Source organism: Actinophytocola sp., from assembly GCF_036402745.1.
Lineage (GTDB): Bacteria > Actinomycetota > Actinomycetes > Mycobacteriales > Pseudonocardiaceae > Actinophytocola.
The window spans coordinates 52,024-71,334 of sequence record NZ_DASWSJ010000297.1; the positions used below are offsets into that span (position 1 = coordinate 52,024).

The 19,311-nt window shown below is 70.4% G+C and carries 19 protein-coding genes; 12 read left to right on the forward strand and 7 right to left on the reverse strand.

What is annotated here, in order from left to right; all coding sequences use genetic code 11:
- The first annotated feature begins 22 nt into the window (after positions 1-22).
- Genes VGD70_RS28005 through VGD70_RS28035 form a run of 7 tightly spaced genes read left to right on the forward strand, consistent with a single transcriptional unit; the run spans position 23 to position 7,736 of the window.
- Positions 23-1,324: a peptide ligase PGM1-related protein gene (locus VGD70_RS28005; RefSeq protein WP_331086502.1), complete on the forward strand. Its 1,302-nt coding sequence runs from the start codon at positions 23-25 to the stop codon at positions 1,322-1,324.
- Positions 1,325-1,333: 9 nt separating this feature from the next.
- Positions 1,334-2,281: a fatty acid desaturase family protein gene (locus VGD70_RS28010; protein ID WP_331086504.1), complete on the forward strand. Its 948-nt coding sequence runs from the start codon at positions 1,334-1,336 to the stop codon at positions 2,279-2,281.
- Between the two features lie 5 nt (positions 2,282-2,286).
- Entirely contained in the window at positions 2,287-3,327 is a 1,041-nt protein-coding gene (locus VGD70_RS28015; RefSeq protein WP_331086506.1) for a class I SAM-dependent methyltransferase, read from the forward strand.
- A 29-nt stretch (positions 3,328-3,356) separates the two neighbouring features.
- Positions 3,357-3,566 carry an MbtH family protein gene (locus tag VGD70_RS28020; RefSeq protein ID WP_331086508.1) on the forward strand — a complete coding sequence of 70 codons (210 nt, stop codon included), beginning with the start codon at positions 3,357-3,359 and terminating at the stop codon, positions 3,564-3,566.
- 44 nt (positions 3,567-3,610) lie between these two features.
- On the forward strand, positions 3,611-5,410 hold the full coding sequence (locus VGD70_RS28025; protein WP_331086510.1) for a non-ribosomal peptide synthetase: 1,800 nt from the start codon (positions 3,611-3,613) through the stop codon (positions 5,408-5,410).
- Positions 5,407-6,657, forward strand: a complete 1,251-nt coding sequence (locus tag VGD70_RS28030; protein ID WP_331086512.1) for a cytochrome P450 — start codon at positions 5,407-5,409, stop codon at positions 6,655-6,657. Before VGD70_RS28025 ends, VGD70_RS28030 begins: the two co-directional genes overlap by 4 nt.
- Positions 6,654-7,736 (forward strand): branched-chain amino acid aminotransferase, encoded by a 1,083-nt coding sequence (locus VGD70_RS28035; protein WP_331086514.1) that lies wholly within the window; start codon positions 6,654-6,656, stop codon positions 7,734-7,736. Before VGD70_RS28030 ends, VGD70_RS28035 begins: the two co-directional genes overlap by 4 nt.
- A 59-nt stretch (positions 7,737-7,795) precedes the next feature.
- On the opposite strand, the gene VGD70_RS28040 is transcribed toward VGD70_RS28035, so the two are convergent.
- The 7 genes from VGD70_RS28040 to VGD70_RS28070 form a co-directional block, all read right to left on the reverse strand.
- Positions 7,796-8,572 carry a thioesterase II family protein gene (locus VGD70_RS28040; RefSeq protein ID WP_331086516.1) on the reverse strand — a complete coding sequence of 259 codons (777 nt, stop codon included), beginning with the start codon at positions 8,570-8,572 and terminating at the stop codon, positions 7,796-7,798.
- 106 nt (positions 8,573-8,678) lie between these two features.
- Positions 8,679-10,256, reverse strand: coding sequence for an AfsR/SARP family transcriptional regulator (locus tag VGD70_RS28045; RefSeq protein ID WP_331086517.1), 1,578 nt, complete (start codon positions 10,254-10,256; stop codon positions 8,679-8,681).
- A 10-nt stretch (positions 10,257-10,266) separates the two neighbouring features.
- Entirely contained in the window at positions 10,267-11,097 is an 831-nt protein-coding gene (locus tag VGD70_RS28050) for an AfsR/SARP family transcriptional regulator (protein ID WP_331086519.1), read from the reverse strand.
- 88 nt (positions 11,098-11,185) lie between these two features.
- On the reverse strand, positions 11,186-11,470 hold the full coding sequence (locus VGD70_RS28055) for an MbtH family NRPS accessory protein (protein WP_331086520.1): 285 nt from the start codon (positions 11,468-11,470) through the stop codon (positions 11,186-11,188).
- A 75-nt stretch (positions 11,471-11,545) separates the two neighbouring features.
- Positions 11,546-12,205 (reverse strand): response regulator transcription factor, encoded by a 660-nt coding sequence (locus tag VGD70_RS28060; protein ID WP_331086522.1) that lies wholly within the window; start codon positions 12,203-12,205, stop codon positions 11,546-11,548.
- A complete protein-coding gene (locus tag VGD70_RS28065; RefSeq protein ID WP_331086524.1) occupies positions 12,202-13,275 on the reverse strand; it encodes a sensor histidine kinase in 1,074 nt (357 codons plus the stop codon). Before VGD70_RS28065 ends, VGD70_RS28060 begins: the two co-directional genes overlap by 4 nt.
- An 82-nt stretch (positions 13,276-13,357) precedes the next feature.
- The gene (locus VGD70_RS28070; RefSeq protein ID WP_331086526.1) at positions 13,358-14,188 is read right to left on the reverse strand and encodes an AfsR/SARP family transcriptional regulator; all 831 of its coding nucleotides are present in this window, start codon (positions 14,186-14,188) and stop codon (positions 13,358-13,360) included.
- A gap of 205 nt (positions 14,189-14,393) precedes the next feature.
- On the opposite strand from VGD70_RS28070, the gene VGD70_RS28075 reads away from it, so the two are divergent.
- The 5 genes from VGD70_RS28075 to VGD70_RS28095 all read left to right on the forward strand — a co-directional run bounded on the left by VGD70_RS28075 (position 14,394) and on the right by VGD70_RS28095 (position 18,932).
- Complete coding sequence (locus VGD70_RS28075) at positions 14,394-15,317, forward strand: UbiA family prenyltransferase (protein WP_331086528.1); 924 nt, start codon at positions 14,394-14,396, stop codon at positions 15,315-15,317.
- A gap of 83 nt (positions 15,318-15,400) precedes the next feature.
- On the forward strand, positions 15,401-16,477 hold the full coding sequence (locus VGD70_RS28080) for a sensor histidine kinase (RefSeq protein ID WP_331086530.1): 1,077 nt from the start codon (positions 15,401-15,403) through the stop codon (positions 16,475-16,477).
- Positions 16,478-16,540: 63 nt separating this feature from the next.
- The gene (locus tag VGD70_RS28085; protein WP_331086532.1) at positions 16,541-16,771 is read left to right on the forward strand and encodes an MbtH family NRPS accessory protein; all 231 of its coding nucleotides are present in this window, start codon (positions 16,541-16,543) and stop codon (positions 16,769-16,771) included.
- A 165-nt stretch (positions 16,772-16,936) separates the two neighbouring features.
- On the forward strand, positions 16,937-17,596 hold the full coding sequence (locus VGD70_RS28090) for a hypothetical protein (protein WP_331086534.1): 660 nt from the start codon (positions 16,937-16,939) through the stop codon (positions 17,594-17,596).
- Positions 17,597-17,630: 34 nt separating this feature from the next.
- Positions 17,631-18,932, forward strand: coding sequence for a cysteine desulfurase (locus VGD70_RS28095; RefSeq protein ID WP_331086536.1), 1,302 nt, complete (start codon positions 17,631-17,633; stop codon positions 18,930-18,932).
- The last annotated feature ends 379 nt before the right edge of the window (positions 18,933-19,311 follow it).

Genomic DNA, 19,311 nt, shown 5'->3' on the forward strand with positions numbered 1-19,311 from the left:
CCGACACGACCACCAGAGAGGCGTGGCAGTGAACAAGATCCTGCTGATGAACTACGGGCTGAGCTGCGAGATCGGCGTCACCCGGCAGATGTGGATGGTCCACGAGGGCGACATCGTGGTCAGCGCCATCCCGGTCGACGAGAAGTTCCTCGACTACCTCTGCGAGCTGTCCGGCATCGACCGCGACAAGGTCACGGTGCTCAACATCGGCCGCGACGTGGACGAGGAGACGCTGACCGCGCCGGACCTGGTCGCGCGGCTGCGTGCGGCGATGGGCGGGTCGACCGAGTGGGAGCTGCTGCCCGCCGCGCACACCGAGGCCGTCGCCGCGCTCGCCGAACTGCTCGGGCTGCCGATCGACACCGGGCTGCGGTTCACCGCGCAGCGCGGGCCGGACCTGCTGAACCGCAAGTCGCACTTCCGCCAGCTGGCGGCCGGTGCCGGGGTGACGCTCCCGGCGGGCGCGATCGTCACCACCGAGGCCGAGCTGGCCGCCGCCGTCGAGCGGCTCCTGCCCGAGACCGGCACGGTCATCGTCAAGCGCGACAACGACCTCGGCGGCGCCGGGAACCGGGCACTGACCACGAAGGAGGCGGGGCCGCTCAACGGGGTGCGGGAAACCGTCGCGGTCAACGGGAACCGCGTCGAGGCGGTCGCCCGGCTGTGGCGCGAGCTGGCAGGCGTCGACGGCCAGGTCCTGGTGGCGGAGGCCTACCACCACGCCACCGACATCTTCTACTTCGAGTACCACATCGGCCCCGACGGCATCGCCAGGATGCTCGACACCGGGCTGCGGCGCGACGCGGTCGGCGAGCCGGACGCCCCGAGCCTCGTGTGGGTGGGTCTCGAGATCCCCGCCGACCTGCCGCCGGGCACCGCGGCACGGGCGCTGACCGAGTCCGGCAGGCTCGCCGACCTCGCCGCCCGGCTCGGCTACCGGGGACACCTGAACATCGACGGGATCCGCACCGTGGACGGGGCCCTGTACTTCAACGAGATCAACGCCCGCTGGGGCGGGTGCACGGCGCTGCACGACATCGGGGAGAAGCTGTTCGGGCCGGCCTACGCCGACCACCACGTGATCTCCGGGCTGCGCGTGCTCACCCCGATGCGGTTCGCCGACGCGGTGGACCTGTTGCGACGCAACGGTGTGCACTTCACCCCTGAGTCGGGTGAGGGCGCGATCGTACTCGGCTACGACGCCGAGCTGGGCAAGGCGACCGAATGCGTCCTGATCGGACCGACCCGCGAACGGGTGCGGGAGATCGAGGAACACCTGCGTGCTGTGGCGGGGACGGTCACCGATCCGGCACTCGTGGAATGAGGTGAGGACATGACGATGCGACAAGCACACGACGAGCCGGACCGGGCGCTGGTGGCCGGTCTGGCCAGGGCGGACCGCAGGCGGGTCGCGGTCAGGACGGTGGTGATACTCGGGTCCTACGCGGCCGCCGTCGTGCTGGCGCTGCGGCCCGAGGTCGGCTGGTGGGCGCTCGCGTTCTCGGTGTTCCTCGCCTTCGTGCTGACCGGGTTCCTGAACGCGGTCCACGACTGCGTGCACCGGGCACACCTGCGTTCCAAGCTGGGCAACCGGATCGCGGGCGCCATGTGGGGCGCCCCGATCACGCTCAACTTCACCATCTACCGGCACGAGCACCTCGTGCACCACCGCCTCACGGGCGTCGAGGGCGACACCGAACGCCCGCAGCACTTCGAGAAGGCACGCGAGTACTTCCACGCCATGTCCGGCCTGTCGTTCTGGCCGCTGAACGCGAAGTTCATCCTCGACAACTCGCGCGGCAAGCTGCCGGAGGTCGTCGCCGACGGCGAGCGCGGGCGCGACGCGTCGGTCGACAACTGGGCCGTCGTCGGCTGGCTCGTGCTCATGGCGGTGCTGACGGTCTTCTTCCCGTTCGCACTGCTCGTCGCCTACTGGCTGCCGCTGTTCCTCGTCATGCCGGCCGCGATGGTGCTGAGCCTGCCCGAGCACTACGGGCTGTGGGGCACCCCGGACGTCATGCGGAACACGAGGACCGTGCGGTCCAACGGTTTCGTCCGGTACTTCATCTGGAACGGGAACTACCACGCCGAGCACCACCGGTACCCGGCGGTCGCGTCGGTGAACCTGCACCGGCTGCACAAGGCGATGCCCGTGCCGCACCCGGTGACGGTGAACTCCTACGTCGGTTTCCACTGGGGACTGGTGCGGGCGTTGCTCAAGGGCGACAAGGACTTCGGGAAGGTACCCGCGGAGCGCCGCGAACCGGCGGAACGGAGCTGATGGCCGTGGAACCCGAACTGGTGGCGCTGCGCGACGGCGCCCAGCTGGACATATGGCAGGACTTCCGGCTCTCCACCATGCCCGAGATCATCAGCGCGATGAACCTGTGCCACGCGGTGTTCGCGCTCGTGGACACCGGGGTGCTGGCGAACCTGCGTGCCGGGCGGCGGCTGCCCGAGAACGGGCTGCTCGACGGCGTGGTCGACGGCATGGGCGAGGGATTCCTGACCTACCTGCGGATGCGCGGGGTCGTCGAGGTCCGCGACGGCGGCTACTCCCTCACCCGCAAGGGCGAACTGCTCACCGGCGACGTCGCGCTGGCCAGGCTCGGCATCTACCTCGAGGCATACGGGCCGGTGATGAGCAGGATGAGCGACCTGCTGACCGGCCGCGCGACCTACGGTGCCGACGTCGAACGCAGGGGCGGTCCGCTCGCCAGGCACTGCGCGACGCTCTTCTCCGTCTTCCACACACCGGTGCTGGTGCGGGCCATGCGTGGCCGCGGTGTGCGCACGGTGCTCGACGTCGGCTGCGGCGGCGGTGGCCTCCTGGTCGACGCGTGCCTCGCCGACGAGGAGCTGACGGGGGTCGGGCTGGACATCTCGGCGGACGCGGTCGAGGAGGCGCGGCGGCTCGCCGGGCGGGCCGGCGTTGCCGACCGGGTCGAGTTCGTCGTCGGTGACGCGTTCGCCCCGCACACCTGGCCGGCCGCTGCCCGCGCCGCGGACGGGATGTGCGTCGTGAGCGCGCTGCACGAGCTGTTCCGCGACGGCGAGCAGGCCGTGGTCGACGTGCTCGACGCGTACCGGGCCACGTTGCCGGACGCGCGGATCGTCCTCGTCGGCGAACCGGAGATCCGCTACGACGCGAAGGACAACGACGACGACTTCTTCCTCATCCACCTGCTGACCGGCCAGGGCATGCCGCGGGAGCGCGCCGAATGGCTCCGCGTGTTCGACAAGAGCGAGCTGGAGTGCAGGCGGATCTACCACCGGCCGGAGGCCGGGCCGCGGGTGTGCTTCTACGACCTGGCACCCCGGAACTGACCACCCACCACCGAGGAGGAGAGACGACCGTGAGCAACCCCTTCGAGGACGAGCAGGCCGACTACCGCGTGCTCGTGAACGAGGAGAACCAGCACTCACTGTGGCCCGGGTTCGTCGACGTGCCCGCCGGCTGGACGACCGTGTTCGGCCCCGCGGGCCGCCAGGACTGCCTTGAGTTCGTCGAACGCGAGTGGGTCGACATGCGGCCCGCCTCGCTCATCGCCCGGATGGGTGCCTGACCGGCACCGCACCTTCGACCCGATGACGAGGAGATGAGAAGCAGATGAGCTCCATGCAGGACTGGCGAGAAGCGACGATCACCGAGCTGTTCACCGACCAGGTGCGGCGCCGTCCCCATTCGACGGCCCTGCGGATCCGTGACGAGGACATGACCTACGCCCAGCTCGACGAGCGGGCGGAACGGCTGGCGCGGCGGCTGCGCGCGCTCGGCGTCGGCCAGGAGTCGATCGTCGGCGTGTGCGTCGAGCGGTCGTTCGAGATGGTGGTCGCGCTCGTCGCGATCCTGAAGGCGGGAGGGGCCTACCTGCCGGTGCACCCGAACGAACCCGAGGAACGCTTCCGCTACATGCTGGCGGGGGCCGGCGCGCGGATCCTGCTGACGCACGAGCGGGTGGCAGGTCTGCTGCCCGAACTCGACGTCACGGTGCTGAGCCTCGACGGCGACGAGGAGACCCCCGACGAGGTGGCGGGCGCGGCGCCGGTGGAGTCGGGCAACGTGCCGGACAGCCTCGCCTACGTGTGCTACACCTCCGGCTCGACCGGCAGGCCCAAGGGCGTGACCGTGCCCCACCGGGGTGTGGTCCGGCTCGTGCGGGACGGCGACTACGCCGACTTCGGTCCCGACGAGACGTTCCTGCAGCTGTGCGCGCTCACCTTCGACCCGGCGACGTTCGAGATCTGGGGCGCGCTGTGCAACGGCGGCCGCCTGGTGATCCACCCGCCGGGCACGTTGTCGCTCGAGGAGCTGGCCGACACCGTCGAACAGGAGAAGGTCACGACGTTGTGGCTGACCACCGGGCTCTTCCACCGCGTGGCCGACGGTCACCTCGACCGGCTCGGCGGGCTGCGTCAGCTGCTAGCGGGCGGTGACGTGCTCTCGCCGGCGCACATCAACCGGGTGCACGCCGCCTTCCCGCAGCTGCGGCTGGTCAACGGGTACGGGCCGACCGAGAACACCTGCTTCACCACCTGCCACCAGGTGACCGAGCCGGTCGACGAGACCGTCCCGATCGGCAGGGCTGTCACCGACACCCGGTTGTACGTGCTGGACGAGAAGCTGGCGCCCGTGCCGGACGGCGAGTGGGGGCTGCTCTACACCGCGGGCGGCGGGCTCGCCCGCGGCTACCTCGGCCGACCGGGCCTGACCGCGGAGCGGTTCCTGGCCGACCCGTTCCACCCCGGCGAGCGGATGTACGCGATCGGCGACGTCGTGCGCCGCGGCGCCGACGGTGTGCTCGAGTTCCGCGGCCGGGTCGACGACCAGGTCAAGGTCGGCGGCTACCGTGTGGAACTCGGCGAGATCGTGGCGGTCCTCGCCGGGCACCCCGGGGTGCGGGAGGCCGTGGTGGTCGCGCGGGACGACGTCACCCCGGGGGAGAAGGTGCTCGTCGCGTACGTGGTGCCGGACGACCAGCACGAGAACCTGGTGCCGGAGCTGCGTTTCGCCCTGCACCGGCGGCTGCCGAGGCACCTGGACCCGGCGGCGGTCGTGCTCATGGACGAGTTCCCGTTGACCCGCAACGGGAAGATCGACCGGCGGGCCCTGCCCGCGCCCGCGTACAAACCGAGGGCCACCGACACCGAGTACACGGCGCCGCGCACGCCCATCGAGGCGTTGCTCGCCGACCTGTTGGCCGACGTGCTCGGGGTGGAGCGCATCGGCGTGCACGACGACTTCTTCGACATCGGCGGCAACTCGCTCGTGGCGGCCGATGTCCTCGCCAAGATCCGGGACACGTTGTCGGTGGAGATGCCGGCGGCACAGCTGTTCTTCCGCAACGCGACTGTCGCGGGGCTCGCCGAGATCGTGGGCGCCGGCGCCGGGGGAGGAGACGACCGATGAAACTGACCCGTCCGACCGGGCAGGAGCCCGTCGACCTGAGGACGACCGACCTCGTCAGCGCCGCGGTGCACGGCGAGGGCGATCCGCACACGATCTGGCGCGCCATGCGCGAGCGGGAACCCGTGCACTGGCAGCAGTTCGACGAGAAGCTGGGCTTCTGGTCCACGACCACCCACGACAACGTCACCCGGGTGCTGCGCGACCACACCGTGTTCACCTCCGAGCACGGCACCCTGCTGAACCTGCTCGGCAGGAAAGACCCGGCCAGCGGCAGGCAGCTGCCTGCCACGGATCCGCCGAAGCACACCGCGATGCGCTCGCCCGTCCAGCGCGCGCTCAACGGCCGGATCCTGGAGCGGCACCGCGTGATGATCCGCGGGGAGATCAAGTCGCTGCTGTCCGGGATCGTCGACGGCGAGCCGTTCGACTTCGCCGAACTCGCCGGCAAGCTGCCGATGGCGGTCGCCGGCATGCTGATGGGCCTCGACCGCGCGGACTGGCCCTGGTTGACGTTCCTGACCTCGCAGGCCGCCGCGCCGGAGGATCCCGAGTACGTCCTGCCCGAGGGCGGCAGGGCTACTCTGCAGCAGTCCCACCGCGAGCTGTTCGCCACCTTCTCCGACGCGATGAGCAGGCGCAAGGGCGACGGCGACGGTGACGGTGACCTCATCGATCTGTTGCGCACCATGGAACTCGAGGACGGCAGCAAGCTCGGCGCGGGCGAGATCACGTCCAACTGCTACAGCCTGCTGCTCGGTGCGAACGTCACGACGCCGCAGGTGCCCAACGCGGTCATCCTGGAGCTGGTCGAGAGCGGCCGGTACGCCGAATGGGCCGACCATCCGGAGCTGCTCGACCGGGGACTCAACGAGGCGCTGCGCTGGGCCTCGCCGGTCAGCCACTTCATGCGCTACGCCAAGCACGACGTGGAACTGGGCGGGGTGAGCATCCGCGCCGGCGACGCGGTCGTCGCCTGGATCGGGTCGGCCAACCGGGACGCCGCGGTGTTCCCCGACCCGTACCGGTTCGACCCTGGCCGCGACGCCCGGCGCCAGCTCGCCTTCGGCATCGGGCCGCACTTCTGCGTCGGGCACGCGGTCGCCCGCATCACGCTGAACGAGTTCCTCACGGAGCTGTTCGGCCAGTTCGAGAACTTCGAGCTGGCGGGGGAACCCGTGCACCTGCACTCGAACTTCATCGCGGGCATCAAGCACCTGCCGTTGACCGCGACCAGGCGCCGGTCATGACTGTCCACTTCGAACAGTTTCGCACCCCGGTGGTGGCGAGCCCCGCGCGGGTCGCGCGGGTGCTCGCCGACCCCGGCTTCGGCAAGCACGTGACCGACCACATGGTGACCATCGAGCACACCAGGGAGGCCGGGTGGCACAACGCGGTCGTCCGCCCGCACGAACGGCTGGAGCTGTCCCCGTGCACCTCGGCCCTGCACTACGGGCAGGCCATCTTCGAAGGACTCAAGGCGTACCGCCAGCCGGACGGTTCGGTGGCATGCTTCCGCCCCGAGGTCAACGCGCGCCGGTTCCGTGCGTCGGCACGTAGGCTCGCCATGCCGGAGCTGCCCGAGGAGTGGTTCCTCGAGTCGTTGCGGGAGCTGGTGATCCGCGACGATCGCTGGGTGCCGGACGGGCACGGCCGGTCGCTCTACCTGCGGCCGCTGATGTTCGCGACGTCGACCGACCTGGTGGTCGGGGCGGGCACCGAGTACCTGTACGTCCTCGTCGGGATGCCCGCCGGCGACTACTTCGCGAGCGGGATCGCCCCGCTGCGCGTGTGGCTGTCGAACGAGTACGTCCGTGCCGCGCCGGGCGGCACGGGCGCGGCCAAGTGCGCGGGAAACTACGCGGGAACCCTGGTGGCCCAGGCGGAAGGCGCCGCGGAGGGCTGCGACCAGGTGGTGTGGCTGGACGCGACCGAGCGCCGCTGGGTCGAGGAGATGGGCGCGATGAACCTGTTCTTCGTGTTCGGCTCGCGGATGGTCACGCCGGAGCTGACCGGGTCGCTCCTGCCGGGCGTCATCCGCGACTCCGTCCTGCTGCTGGCGGCCGACCTGGGCTACGAGGTCGAGGAGCGCCGGATCTCCGTCGACGAGTGGGAGAAGACGGCGACGTCCGGCGAGCTGACCGAGGTGTTCGCGTGCGGCACCGCGGCGGTCATCGCCCCGGTGGGCGCCGTCCGGCACGTCACCGGCGGGTTCGACATCAACGGCAACGAGCAGGGCCCGGTCACCCGGCTCCTCAGGGAGCGGCTCATCGCCATCCAGCAGGGGCTCGCGCCGGACCCGTACGGCTGGCGGCACCGGCTGACGTGACCGGGTGGTGCGCGGGACGGGGCGGGGTGCTGTCCGGCCACCCACCCCGTCCCGCGTGCTCAGGCCGTGACAGCCTCGTCGGTGCGCAGGTCGTGTTCGAACTCGGCCAGCAGCGCCGCGGGCGCGTCGAGGAACTCGAAGTGGCCGCCCTCCAAGAGCGCGTAGCGGCAGTCGTCGGTGGCCTCGGGCCACCCACCCATCAGGTCCATGGGGATCTCCGGGTCCTCCGACCAGCCGATCGCGGTGACACCTGCGGGTAGCCGGAACGGCTCCGGGACGATGTAGCGCTTGTTCGCCTCGACGTCCTTGACCAGCACCTCCAGGCTCATCTCGACCAGCTCCGGGGTTGGCACGCCACCCAGGCTGACGATCATCTTGTGCAGCTCCCCGGTGAGTGCCTCCTCGTCGAGCTGGAGGAACCGGCCGTACGGGCCGTCGTGCGGTGCGACCTGGGAGGACACGAACACCCGCCGTGGCAGGGGCAGCCCGGCTTCGCCGAGCTGCCGGGTCAGTTCCACCCCCGGCAGCGCGCCACCGCAGTGCCCGAAGAACGCGAACGGGCGGTCCAGATACGGCGGCATCTCCTCGACCAGTGCCGCCGCCAGTGCCCCGTACGTCTCGTAGTGCGGCTCGGCGATGCGGTTCTGCCTGGCCGGCGGCTGGACCAGACACACCTCGATCGAGCCGATCCACTGTGGCCACCTGCTGTACATCGACGCGCCGCACCCGGAGTACGGGAAGCAGAACAGCCGTGCGGTCGCCGACTCGTCGGGCAGCCGGGACAGCCACCTCGGCTTGCGGGGCCTGCGGGACGACGAAGCGGACTGGCGGTTCATGTCTCCTCCATGAAGAACCGGCGGAAATAGTTGACGTCGTCGGTGAGCCCGGACGGTCTGGTTCGGGCATGGTCGATCGAACCTCCGTTCAGGTCTGGTGGTGCGCTCACGCGCCGAGCAGCGCGTGGCGGTCTGCGATGTGGTGGACGTTGTCGTCGTCCGGTGCGCTCAGGCCGCGCTCCAGGTCCCGCAGCGTGCGGTGCGGGTGGTTCAGCAGCCGGGCCGCCGCGGCGCGCACGGCCTCCGGCCGGTACGCGCAGGTGGCGACGAGTCGGGCGGCCGCCTCGACGTCCTGGTGGAGGCGGCCGTGCCCGACGAGCGATCCGAGCAGCTGGAGCGCGTCGGCAAGGGTGAGGCCGCCGAGGCTCAGCGAGTGCAGGTCCGGCACGTCGGCGAGCTGGTGCCTGCTGGTGAGCAACACCGACGGCACCGGGGAGTTCGGCAGCAGGGGCAGGATCTGCCTGCTGTCCTGAAGGTCGTCGAGCACGACCAGCACCCGCTTGCGGTCGACGGCGAGTTGCCAGAGCGCCGTCAGCTCGGGCAGCGTGCGCGGCAGCGACGCCGACGGCACGTCGAGTCCGCGCAACAGCCCGGCCAGTACCGCCTCCGGTGCCAGCGGGAGGCCATCCGGCCCGGTCAGTCCGACGTACAGCTGGCCGTCGGGGAAGTGCGGCCGCAGGGTCAGGGCGGCGCGCACGGCCAGCGCGGTCTTGCCGATGCGCGCGCCGCCGTGCAGGCCGACCAGCGCGGCCCGGCCGGGGTCGCGCAGCCAGCCGGTGAGCTCGGCCAGTTCCGCGGTCCTGCCGACGAAGCCGTCGGCGGCGACCGACATCCGGGCGGGCACCGGCGGTCCGGTCCTGGCGGCGTCCGCGTGCACGCCGAGGGCCGGGCGCACCTGCGCCGCGGCGAGCAGGTCGCGGTGCAGCTCCTGCAGCCGGGGCCCGGGTTCCAGGCCGAGCTCGCCACGGAGCACGCGCCGGGCGTCCTGGTAGGCGGTGAGCGCGTCGGCGCGCCTGCCCAGCCCGGACAGTGCCCGCAGCAGCAGCTCCCACAGCTTCTCCTGCAGGGGCTGCCCGACCAGGGCGGTCTTCACCGTCGTGACGGCGCTGCCGTGTTCCCCCGCGTCGATCTCCGCTTCCGCCAGCTCCTCGACGGCGGCGGTGCGGAGCTGTTCGAGCCGTTCCCGCTCGGTGTTGAAGTAGGTGGTGTCGGCGCCCGCGAACGGGGCGCCGCGCCAGAGCGCGAGCGCGGCGCGGAACGTCCGTACCGCGCGGTCGAGGTCGCCTTCCCCGCGGAAGCGGTGGGCGTCGTCGAGCGTGCGTTCGAACAGGTCCGTGTCGATCGTCGCGCCGGTCGCCGTCAGCAGGTAGCCGCCACTGTGCGACCGCAGCGCGAGCCGGTGGGCCCCGACCACCTCGGTGATCTTGCGCCGGAGCCGGTAGACGTAGGTGCGCACCGTCCCGTCCGCGGACCTCGGCGCGGTGTCGCCCCACAGTGCCCGGACCGCGTCCTCGTTGGGGACCGGTTCCCCGACGCGCAGCAGGAGCACCGCGAGCAGCGCTCGCTGCTGTGGTGACCCGAGCGCGATCTCGTGGTCGCCCGACCAGGCACGGACCGGGCCGAGCAGGGAGAAGCTCAGGCGGTCGGCTGCGGGCGGGCGTGTTTCGTGCGCGAACTCGCTCACTGGGTGCCCCCTATCCGGCGATCGCGTGGGCGATCGTCCGGTCGGCGGCGTACGGGCGCCGCCCGTCCAGCTCAGGGTCACCGCGGAGCACCGCCTCGTGCAGGTGGCGCATGCTCGCGGAGGGGTCCACACCGAGTTCCTCGACCAGTCCGGCACGTAACCGGTGGAAGGCCTCGAGCGCCCGCCAATGCTGGCCGGAGCGGTACAGCGCGAGCATGTACTTGCCGCACATGCTCTCCGACAACGGGTACTGCGCGCACAGCCCGGCCAGCTCGCCGAGCAGCCCGCGGTCGCGGCCGAGACACAGGTCGGCTTCGAGGCGCGCGTCCAGGTCGGAAAGGCGGGTCTCCGTGAGCCGCACCGATTCGACGGTCAGCTGCGGACCGGTGGTGATGTCGCAGAGCGCGGGGCCGCGCCACAGGGACAGCGCGGCGGTGAGGCTGTGGGAGGCGGTCGCGTAGTCGCCGTTCTCGGCCGCCCGGCGGCCCGCGCTCGCGAGTTCCTCGTACTTGTGGACGTCCAGCCGGACGAGGTCGCCGTCCAACCGGTAGCCGTTCGCCTCGGTCGTGAGGAATTTCTTGCCGTCGCACTCCGTGCCGTCCCCGGCGGCCGAGTTCAGTCTTTTCCGGAGTTTTCCGATGTAGGTGTGCAGTGTGGCGACCGAGGAACGCGGCGGCTCGTGCCCCCAAATCTCGTTCACCAACGTCGAGACGGGCACGACGTGCCCGGCGCCGATCGCGAGAATGGCCAGCAGTTGTCGGGGCTTGGCCGCCGAGGGCGCGACCGGGACATTGTCGAAGGTGGCTTCCAGCGGTCCCAGCAGGTTGATGTCGAGTCGCACGATCTGCCCCCTAATTCCTCGGTTCACAATGAGGATCAGGTTGGCAGAGCCCGGCTATGCCACGGTTATGCGCTCGTTGTGTACCCGCCTACGAGCTGTTCGGCTGATCGAGGGAGTCCGCGTGCGCGAGCGCGGACCGCCACAGTTCGGCGACGTGGCTCAACGCGACGTACCCGCCGCTGGAAAACCCGGTCGGTTCCCATCCAGGGGGGAGCGGGATGTCGATCGGCCAAATGCAATAGCACCCGTCGTCGTTCGTGACGACGCGGTAGAACTGGTGGTGTTCGGGGGAAGTCATCTGGTTTCTCGCACCTGGATCACTGGGATGCCGTCTTGCCGCATCACGCGGGATCCAACGCGGCTTTACCACCATACGCGAAAGAGGTTCGGTATCAGTTATGGCGAGGGTCGCGGTCCAGCGCCGGGTGGCCTGCGCCCCAGCGGCGGTCTATCGTTCGCGGCCGTCGATCAGGTGGGCGCGCTCGGCCTTCTTGATCGCGTCGACACGGGAGACCGCGCCCAGCTTCGAGTAGATGCTCGTGAGGTGCCGTTTGACGGTGCCTTCGCTGATGAACAGGCGCACCGCGATCTGGGCGTTGCTCATGGCCTTCGCGACGAGCCGCAGCACCTCGAGCTCCCGCTCCGACAACAGCGTGTGCTGTTCGTGCTGCCGCTCCAGTGACTGGAGCGTCGTCCTCGGCACCGACAGGATGACGTTCGCCCTGCTGCGGCTCACCGAGCGGACGGCGGAGATGAGCTCGTCCCGCGCGATCGTCTTCATCAGGTACGCCGCGGCGCCGCTCTCCAGCAGGTCCCGCACGATCGCCGGCGAGTTGTGCATGGTCAGGATGATCACCGCGGTCTCGGGGTAGGAGACGGCGACCTGCTCGATCACGGCCTTGGCGCCGGGGCCCGGCATCTCGACGTCCAGCAGCAGCACCTCGGGCCGGTGCTTCTTGATCAGCTCCAGCGCCTCGTCACTGGTCTCACCCTCGCCGACCACCTCGAAGGACGGGTCGGTGGACAGCAGCTCGCGAAGTCCCTGGCGGAACAGGGTGTGGTCGTCGGCGACCACGATCGTGACCTGCTCGCCGCTCCGTCCGGTCATGCGGTCTGCCCAGGGTGTGCGATGCGGATCGAGATGGTCGTTCCTTTCCCCGGCACACTGATGATCTCGAGGGTGCCCGCGAGCAGTTCGAGACGTTCGCGCATCGACGACAGCCCGACGCCGGCCGCCGACGCCGCGACCGCGTCGACGTCGAACCCCCGCCCGTCGTCGCGCACAGTGGCGTGGATGTCGCCGTCCGCGAGAGCGACCAGCACCTCCAGCTGTTGTGCCTCCGCGTGCACGACGGCGTTGCGGATGGCTTCCCGGAGCACGAAGTACAGCTCCTCGCAGGCCTGGTTCGGCGCGTCGATGTCGTCGGCGACGGAGAGCTTCGTGCGGATCTCGGGTGGCACCCGCCAGGTCAGGTAGTCCGCCAGCGCCCGCTCCAGGCTGCCGACCTCGGCAGGCGACTCGCGTAGTTCCTGCGCCAGGTGGCGCACCACCGTGATGGCCTCGTTGAGCGCGGTGCGCGCACTCGCGATGCGGTTCCGCGCGCGGGTGGTGTCCTCGTCGACGTAGACGTCGTGCAGTTCGAGGTCCTGCAGTGCCACGCCGACGGCGTGCGCCGCCTGGTCGTGCAGCTCCCTGGCGATCCGGCGCCGCTCGTCCCGGTTGGCGTTGTTGACCTTCGTGAGCAGGAAGCCCGCGTAGGACATCGCACCCTGGCCGAGCCTGCGCAGGATCGACTCGTGCAGGCTGGCGACGGCGTCCATCAGCGCCTGCTCGTCCATCCGTCTCTCCCGCGCCGCGTCGACGACGGCGGGCAGCAGGATCTCGAACATCGCGATCGCGGTACGCAGTGACTCGGTCGGTGGCACGCGCTGGCTCGCCCGGCTCATCGCGATCTCGTCGCTGAGCTCGGTCGTCTGCCACCCGGTCCCCTGGCCGCCGCCGTCCCTCATGGCCGCCGCGACATCGTCCAGCACGGCGTCGGCCTGGCGCAGGAGTTGTTCGGCGGCCACCGAATCGGCCATCAGCGGGTTGCGCAGCGCCCGCATCGATTCGAGTACACCGTGGCGGACCTCTGTCGAGAACACCGACTCGCTGTCGTCCGTCAGCTGGTGTGACATCGCTCACCCCCAAATGCCGCTCATGATAGCCAATCGGGGGGTACCTGCGGGCGGTGTTCGGCCGATGCGGAACCGGGAGTCGTCAGACCGGTGCGGCTCCCAGCACGGACGTGGCCGCGGGACGAAGTTCCCCTCGCACGGCCGTCGTGAAGATCCGCTCGGTGGCAGCGGTGGGCGCCAGATCGAGGTTGTCGAGGAGGCGGCGGGTGCACAGGCGGTACCACTCGCGGACCTGCCCCAGCTCGCCCCGCCTGCCGTGGATCACCATCAGCGTCTGGTACATCTCCTCGTGGTACGGGTCGATGTCCAGGACCCGGCGGCACAGGTCGATGATCTTCGGGTGGTCATGCTCGCGCAGTGCGTGCGTGCGCAGCCACGTCAGTGCGTGGAGGGCGAAGGCCCGGTAGCACTGCCGCTGCTCGTCGACCCAGTCGGCCGTCTGCGCCGCGAGGAAGTCGCCGCTGTAGAGATCGGCGACCCTGCGGTACGCGGTCAGCGCCCCGGCGTCCTCACCGTGTGCCTCGGCCGCGCGCCCTGCCGCCATGCTCAGGTCGAACTCGTCGATGTCCAGCCAGACGTCCGGCGCGTTCAGCAGGTAACCCTGGTCGCGGCTGACGATCTGCACCAGCGGCGCCACCGCGTCCCCGAGGATGCGCCGCAGCGAGTGGATGGCCACCTTGAGCGAGCTCGCGGTCGGGGTCCACGCGTGGCCCGGCCACAACACCTCGAAGAGCTTTTCGCGGCGCACCACACGGCCGCGGTTCACGAGCAGGTACTGGAAAAGGTCCCGCGCTTTGCCAGCGTGCCAGCGATCCACGCTCGAGCCGCTGACCCGGAGGGTGAAGTCCCCGAAGAAGTGCGCGACCACGGCCCGGTCCCCCCGGCGTGCTCCAGGCATCGTCAAGCTGTCCACGACCGGAACGTATGGGCCCCGCTCGGTGCTGCTCAAGGCCACCTTCCGGAAGGACAACCGACATGTGGCCGAAGGTAGTAGTGGCACTGTCACCAACGTCTCGGTGCGACTGCACCTCCGCGCGAGGCGCTGGCCCGGTGCGGCGGTGAGTATCGAATGTCTCGGCACATCCCGAAACGTCGAAACTCTAGTGACGGGACACATGATGACCACGAAAACGCTGTCGCAATCCGCTGACGCCATCGGTTTCGCCCGGTCGGTCCGGCTCGCCTGGCACGAGGCCCGGCCGGTCGTCCAGATTGTGTTCATGCTCCGGTTCCTGGCCGGCGCGGCGCTCGGCGCCACGTACGTTGGCGAGGTCGCCGCGGCGACCGCGGTGACCGCCGCGCTGAGCTGGCTCGCCGCCACCTGGGCCGTGTACCTGCTCAACGGCGTGGCCGACGTGGTCGAGGACCGGGCAAACGGGTCCACCCGGCCGATCGCGCGCGGCGACCTGCCAGAGGAGACGGCCGAACGGATCGTCTGGGCGCTCGCGACGACCGGCCTGGTCCTCGGTGCGCTCGTCTCGCCGGTGATGCTGCTCCTGGTCGTGCTCATGCTCGCGGTCGGCTGGGCCTACTCGATGGGACCGCGTCCCTGCAAGCAGTACATGCCGGGCTTCCTCGTCTCGGTGTTCGCGCTCGGCGTGCTGACCTACCTCGCGGGCTGGCAGGCCGCGGGCGCCGGGAGCCCGCACGGACCGGTGCTGGTGTTCGGCATCGCGATGTCGGGGTGGATGGGGCTCGCGGGGTGGACCAAGGACCTGTCGGACACCACGGGCGACCGCCTGGCGGGCAGGCGCACGTTGCCGGTGCTGCTCGGCGAGTGGCGGGCACGCGTGGTCATGGCCGCCGCGGCGAGTCTGGTCGGCTGGACGTTCGTCCTCCTCAGCGCCGGGCTCGCCGGTGATCTGCTGCCTGTCGCGGTGGTCGTGTGTGTGGGGTCGGCCGTGCTCGCGCTGGTCGCGACGACTCCGCTCGGCCAGGGTGACCGGGCCGCAAAACGCAGGCCGTACCGGGTCTTCATGGTCACCCAGTACGCCACGCACCTGACGTTGTTCCTCTGTCTCGCGCTGGACCAGGTCGCCTGAGAGGGCAGATGTTGGCCACCAAGGCCGTATGGTTGAAAATATTCTGACCGCACGTCATGGGTGGGTTCGGGCGAGGAGGCAGGGTGTCGGAGGCGTTGGCTGACAGCGATCCGGTGTTCACCCCTGCTGCCCGCCACGAGGCCATGGTGTCGTTCGAGCACCGGTTGCGTGCGCTGCACAGCCCGCTCGTCGACGACGCCGAGGCGGCGGAACAGCTCAAGCGACAGGCAGGCTCGGTGCTCGACGACGTGGCGGTCACCGTGACCGGCGCCGTCCGGAGCGTACGGCCCGCGGCACTGCTCGCGGCCGAGATCGGCGCCAGCAGGGCCACCCACCGGGTGCACCCCGTCGAGTCGTTGCGGGCCGCCGTGGTGATGTTCGACGTCCTGCTCCCGTTCGTGCACGCGGCACTGCGTGCCCGGCGCGTGAACGAGCACGCGGTGCGCGCCGGCATGGTGGGCCTGCACGAGTCGATCGCGCGGCGCCTCAGTCTCGGCGCGATGTCCTACGCGGGTTTCCTGCTCGCGAAGGTCAACAACGCCAACCGGGACGAGCGGCGCCGGATCGCCAGGGAGCTGCACGACCAGGCGGCGCACGCCGTCGGCGTGGCGCTGCAGGACCTGGAACTGCACGACGTGTACGTCGACCGCGACCCCGCGCGGGCTCGCTGGCGGCTGGACTCGGCCCGGGTCGCGTTGCGTGAGGCACTCGAGGTGGTCCGCAACCTCGCCAGGGAGCTGCGTGAGTCGCCGGTTGAGTTCGGCGGGCTGGCGAGCGCGTTGTCCGGCTACCTCGCGTGGCGGGTGCCTGCCGGGATCCGCGTCGCGGTCTCGGTCGACGACGATCTCGACCTGCCGGCCGCGGTCAGCGAGGAGCTGTACTTCGTGCTCCGGGAAGCCATCCGGAACACGGTCCTGCACGCCGACGCGCGCAACCTGACCGTCACGGTCGCCGTGGACGGTCCGGAGGTCCACGCGGTGGTGCGTGACGACGGGCTGGGGTTCGACGTGGCCGAGACCATCGGCTCGCAACCGGGCATCGGGCTGTCGTCCATCCGGGAGCGGCTCGAACTGCTCGGTGGCACGCTCGACATCACCAGCGGGGCAGGTGCGGGCACGACCGTGTCGATGCGCTTGGCACGGCACCGCTTTCTCACGTAACCGCGGGCGAACTCGTTCTTTCTACCCTGCGGGGGTATCGACCGCCCCTGCAGGGAAGAACAGATGACGCCAGCGGAGTCCCCAGAATTCTTTCAGGTCATCGTCAACGCTGAACGGTGCTACAGCATCTGGCCGATCGACGGCGATCCGCCGTTGCCGCCCGGGTGGAAGCCGAGCGGTTTCGCCGGCCTGCTTGAGGTCGCGCTCAACCAGGTCGCCGAGCAGTGGCGGGCGGGCCTCGTGCGGGCGGAACCGGTCGAACCGGATGACCCGCCCGCGTCGACAATTGATTGACATTTCGCTGAGGTCGCGTCGATCACGCGATTGCTAACTTGTCCCGGCGGTCCGAAAACCGTGACAGCTGGCCGCCTGCTTCGTCAGGAGATGAATCCGGTGCGGAATATATCCACGGCCCTGCCCGTCCGTTGTCGTCCGTCCCTGTCAGCCGAACGGATCGTCGTGCCCGCCGGAACCGCGGCGAGTGCCGTCGTGGGGGAGAGCGGGCTGCCGGCCACGGGACCCGATGCCGTCGTCGTGGTGCGCGACCCGTGGGGCCGGTTGCGGGACCTGGGCTGGGTCCCCGGGCACGCGGTGGCGGTCGAGCCGGTGGCGGCGAGCACCGTTGGCGGGCGGGCGGTGGTCATGCGCTCCGCCGGGCACGTGCTCGCGCAGGCGGTGCAACGGCTGTGTCCCACGGCGAAGCTGGGCCGCGGCGGCGAGGTGGCCGGGGACGGCTTCGCCTACGACTTCGACGTGCCCGTCCCGTTCACGCCGGACTTCCTCGCCGAGGTGGCGCGGATGATGACGCGCATCATCGCGGAGGGGCAGCGGTTCGTCCGCCGCGAGGTCGACGCCGCGACCGCCGCGCGGGAGTTCTCGGCCGAACCCCACCGCGTGCGGCTCGTGGACCTGTTGCGGGACAACGGTGACCTGGTGACGATCTACGACAACGTCGACCCTTGGTCGGGGGCGCGGGTCTGGCGTGACCTGTGCGGTGGCCCGCACGTGCTCGGCACCGGGGACATCCCGCCGGTCAAGCTGACGTACACGGCGCCGGTGCGCGGGCGCGGTGTACGGAACCCGCGGTTGCAGCGCGTCGGCGGAGTCTGCGCCGACTGAGGACAAAGCCCCAACTTCCGTGAAGGAGAAACAGATGACCACCGCGCCGGAGCGCCCGATCGAGCAGCAGTTATCCGTCGACGAATGGGCACATCGGACACGTGCGTCGTTCCCGTTCTTCGCCCAGGGGGCGGACGCCGTCGTCTACCTCGACAACGGGGCCACCACACAGAAACCGGCCTCCGTCATCGACGCGATGTCGTCGTACTACGCCACGGCCAACGTCAACGGCGGCCGAGGCATGTACAAGCTGAGCATGGCGGGCAGCGAGACCTACCACCGCGCACGCATCTCGGTGGCGAACTTCATCGGCGCCGCGGACGCGACCGAGGTGGTGTTCACGAAGAACGCCACCGAAAGCACGAACTTCGTCGCCCACAGCTTCGGGAACACGGTTGTCGAGGCCGGCGACGAGGTCGTGATCAGCGGGCTGGAGCACCACTCGAACATGCTGCCGTGGCGCCAGCTCTGCGAGCGGAAGGGCGCGCGTCTGGTCGTGGTGCCGACCGAACGCGGCGAGCCCGTATCGCCGGAGGTGTTCGAGCGCTACCTGTCCTCCCGGGTGAAGCTGGCGGCCGTCACCCACATCTCGAACGTCCTCGGCACCGTCAACCCGGTGGCCGACCTGGCGCGGGTCGCGCACCGGCACGGCGTCCCGATCCTGGTCGACGGCGCACAGGCGGTCGCGCGCCGGCCGGTCGACGTCCAGGAGATCGACGCGGACTTCTACGTGTTCTCCGCGCACAAGATGTACGGCCCGACCGGCGTCGGGGTCCTGTACGCCAAGCGCGAGCACCTCGACCGGATGCCGCTGCACCATGCGGGCGGCGGCACCGCGATCGAGGTGTCGTACGAACGCGAGCTGCGGCTGATGCCCGTTCCGTACCGCTTCGAACCCGGCACCCCGAACATCGCGGGTGCGGTCGGCCTCGCCGCCGCCGTGGACTACCTGGAGTCGCTGGGATGGCCGCAGGTCGTGGCACACGACGAGAGCCTCGTCGTCGCCGCGGTCGCGGGCCTGTCGGAGATCGACGGCGTCCAGGTGCTCGGCGACCCGGTGGCCAACCGGGGCGGCATCGTCTCCTTCAACGTGGACGGCGTGCACCCCTACGACGTCGGCAACCACCTGAACGACCACGGCATCGCGGTGCGCACCGGCGTGCACTGCGCGATCCCGTTGCTGGACAGCTTGTCGGTGGTCGGCACCGTGCGGGTGTCGTTCGGTGTGTACAACACGATGGCCGAGGTCGACCACATGCTGGCCGCGGTCCGCACCGTCACCGCGGGCATGTGGACCAACAACCACCCGGAAGCCCGCTTCCTGCTCGAGAGCTGACCGCCGCGCGACGGCAACCTGTGCCGGCAGTTGGTGGTGTCGGTGACGAAACGGGCCATCGCCGCGGGCTGAATCGGGACGGGGCCCATGTCGTTCCGCGCGTCGGCCCGAGCAGAACACACCGCCTGGCAGACGGCTGGCCGGGCGGCACGGTCCGGTCGGGTCGATTGTCGACACCCCGCGTTACTTGGCGGGTCCCGCGCGAGTACGCCTGGCCGCGTCGCGGCGCGCGCGATGACCTCCCCATCCGACCCACAGCTGATCAGTGAGCTCTTCCGGGTACTGGGCCGTCACTTCCGACTTACAGGTTGTCCGAGTAGAAGTGGGCGAGCCGCTCGACGGCAGCGTCGACATACTCAGGTTCGTCGTACATCTCGTA

Excerpts from the sequence above, each read along its gene's own strand:
- VGD70_RS28010 (WP_331086504.1), top strand. The coding sequence starts at position 1,334 with ATGACGATGCGACAAGCACACGACGAGCCGGACCGGGCGCTGGTGGCC.
- VGD70_RS28040 (WP_331086516.1), bottom strand. The coding sequence starts at position 8,572 with ATGAACCGCCAGTCCGCTTCGTCGTCCCGCAGGCCCCGCAAGCCGAGG.
- VGD70_RS28035 (WP_331086514.1), top strand. The coding sequence starts at position 6,654 with ATGACTGTCCACTTCGAACAGTTTCGCACCCCGGTGGTGGCGAGCCCC.
- VGD70_RS28085 (WP_331086532.1), top strand. The coding sequence starts at position 16,541 with ATGACGCCAGCGGAGTCCCCAGAATTCTTTCAGGTCATCGTCAACGCT.
- VGD70_RS28075 (WP_331086528.1), top strand. The coding sequence starts at position 14,394 with ATGACCACGAAAACGCTGTCGCAATCCGCTGACGCCATCGGTTTCGCC.
- VGD70_RS28055 (WP_331086520.1), bottom strand. The coding sequence starts at position 11,470 with ATGGTGGTAAAGCCGCGTTGGATCCCGCGTGATGCGGCAAGACGGCAT.
- VGD70_RS28030 (WP_331086512.1), top strand. The coding sequence starts at position 5,407 with ATGAAACTGACCCGTCCGACCGGGCAGGAGCCCGTCGACCTGAGGACG.
- VGD70_RS28095 (WP_331086536.1), top strand. The coding sequence starts at position 17,631 with ATGACCACCGCGCCGGAGCGCCCGATCGAGCAGCAGTTATCCGTCGAC.
- VGD70_RS28025 (WP_331086510.1), top strand. The coding sequence starts at position 3,611 with ATGAGCTCCATGCAGGACTGGCGAGAAGCGACGATCACCGAGCTGTTC.
- VGD70_RS28065 (WP_331086524.1), bottom strand. The coding sequence starts at position 13,275 with ATGTCACACCAGCTGACGGACGACAGCGAGTCGGTGTTCTCGACAGAG.
- VGD70_RS28060 (WP_331086522.1), bottom strand. The coding sequence starts at position 12,205 with ATGACCGGACGGAGCGGCGAGCAGGTCACGATCGTGGTCGCCGACGAC.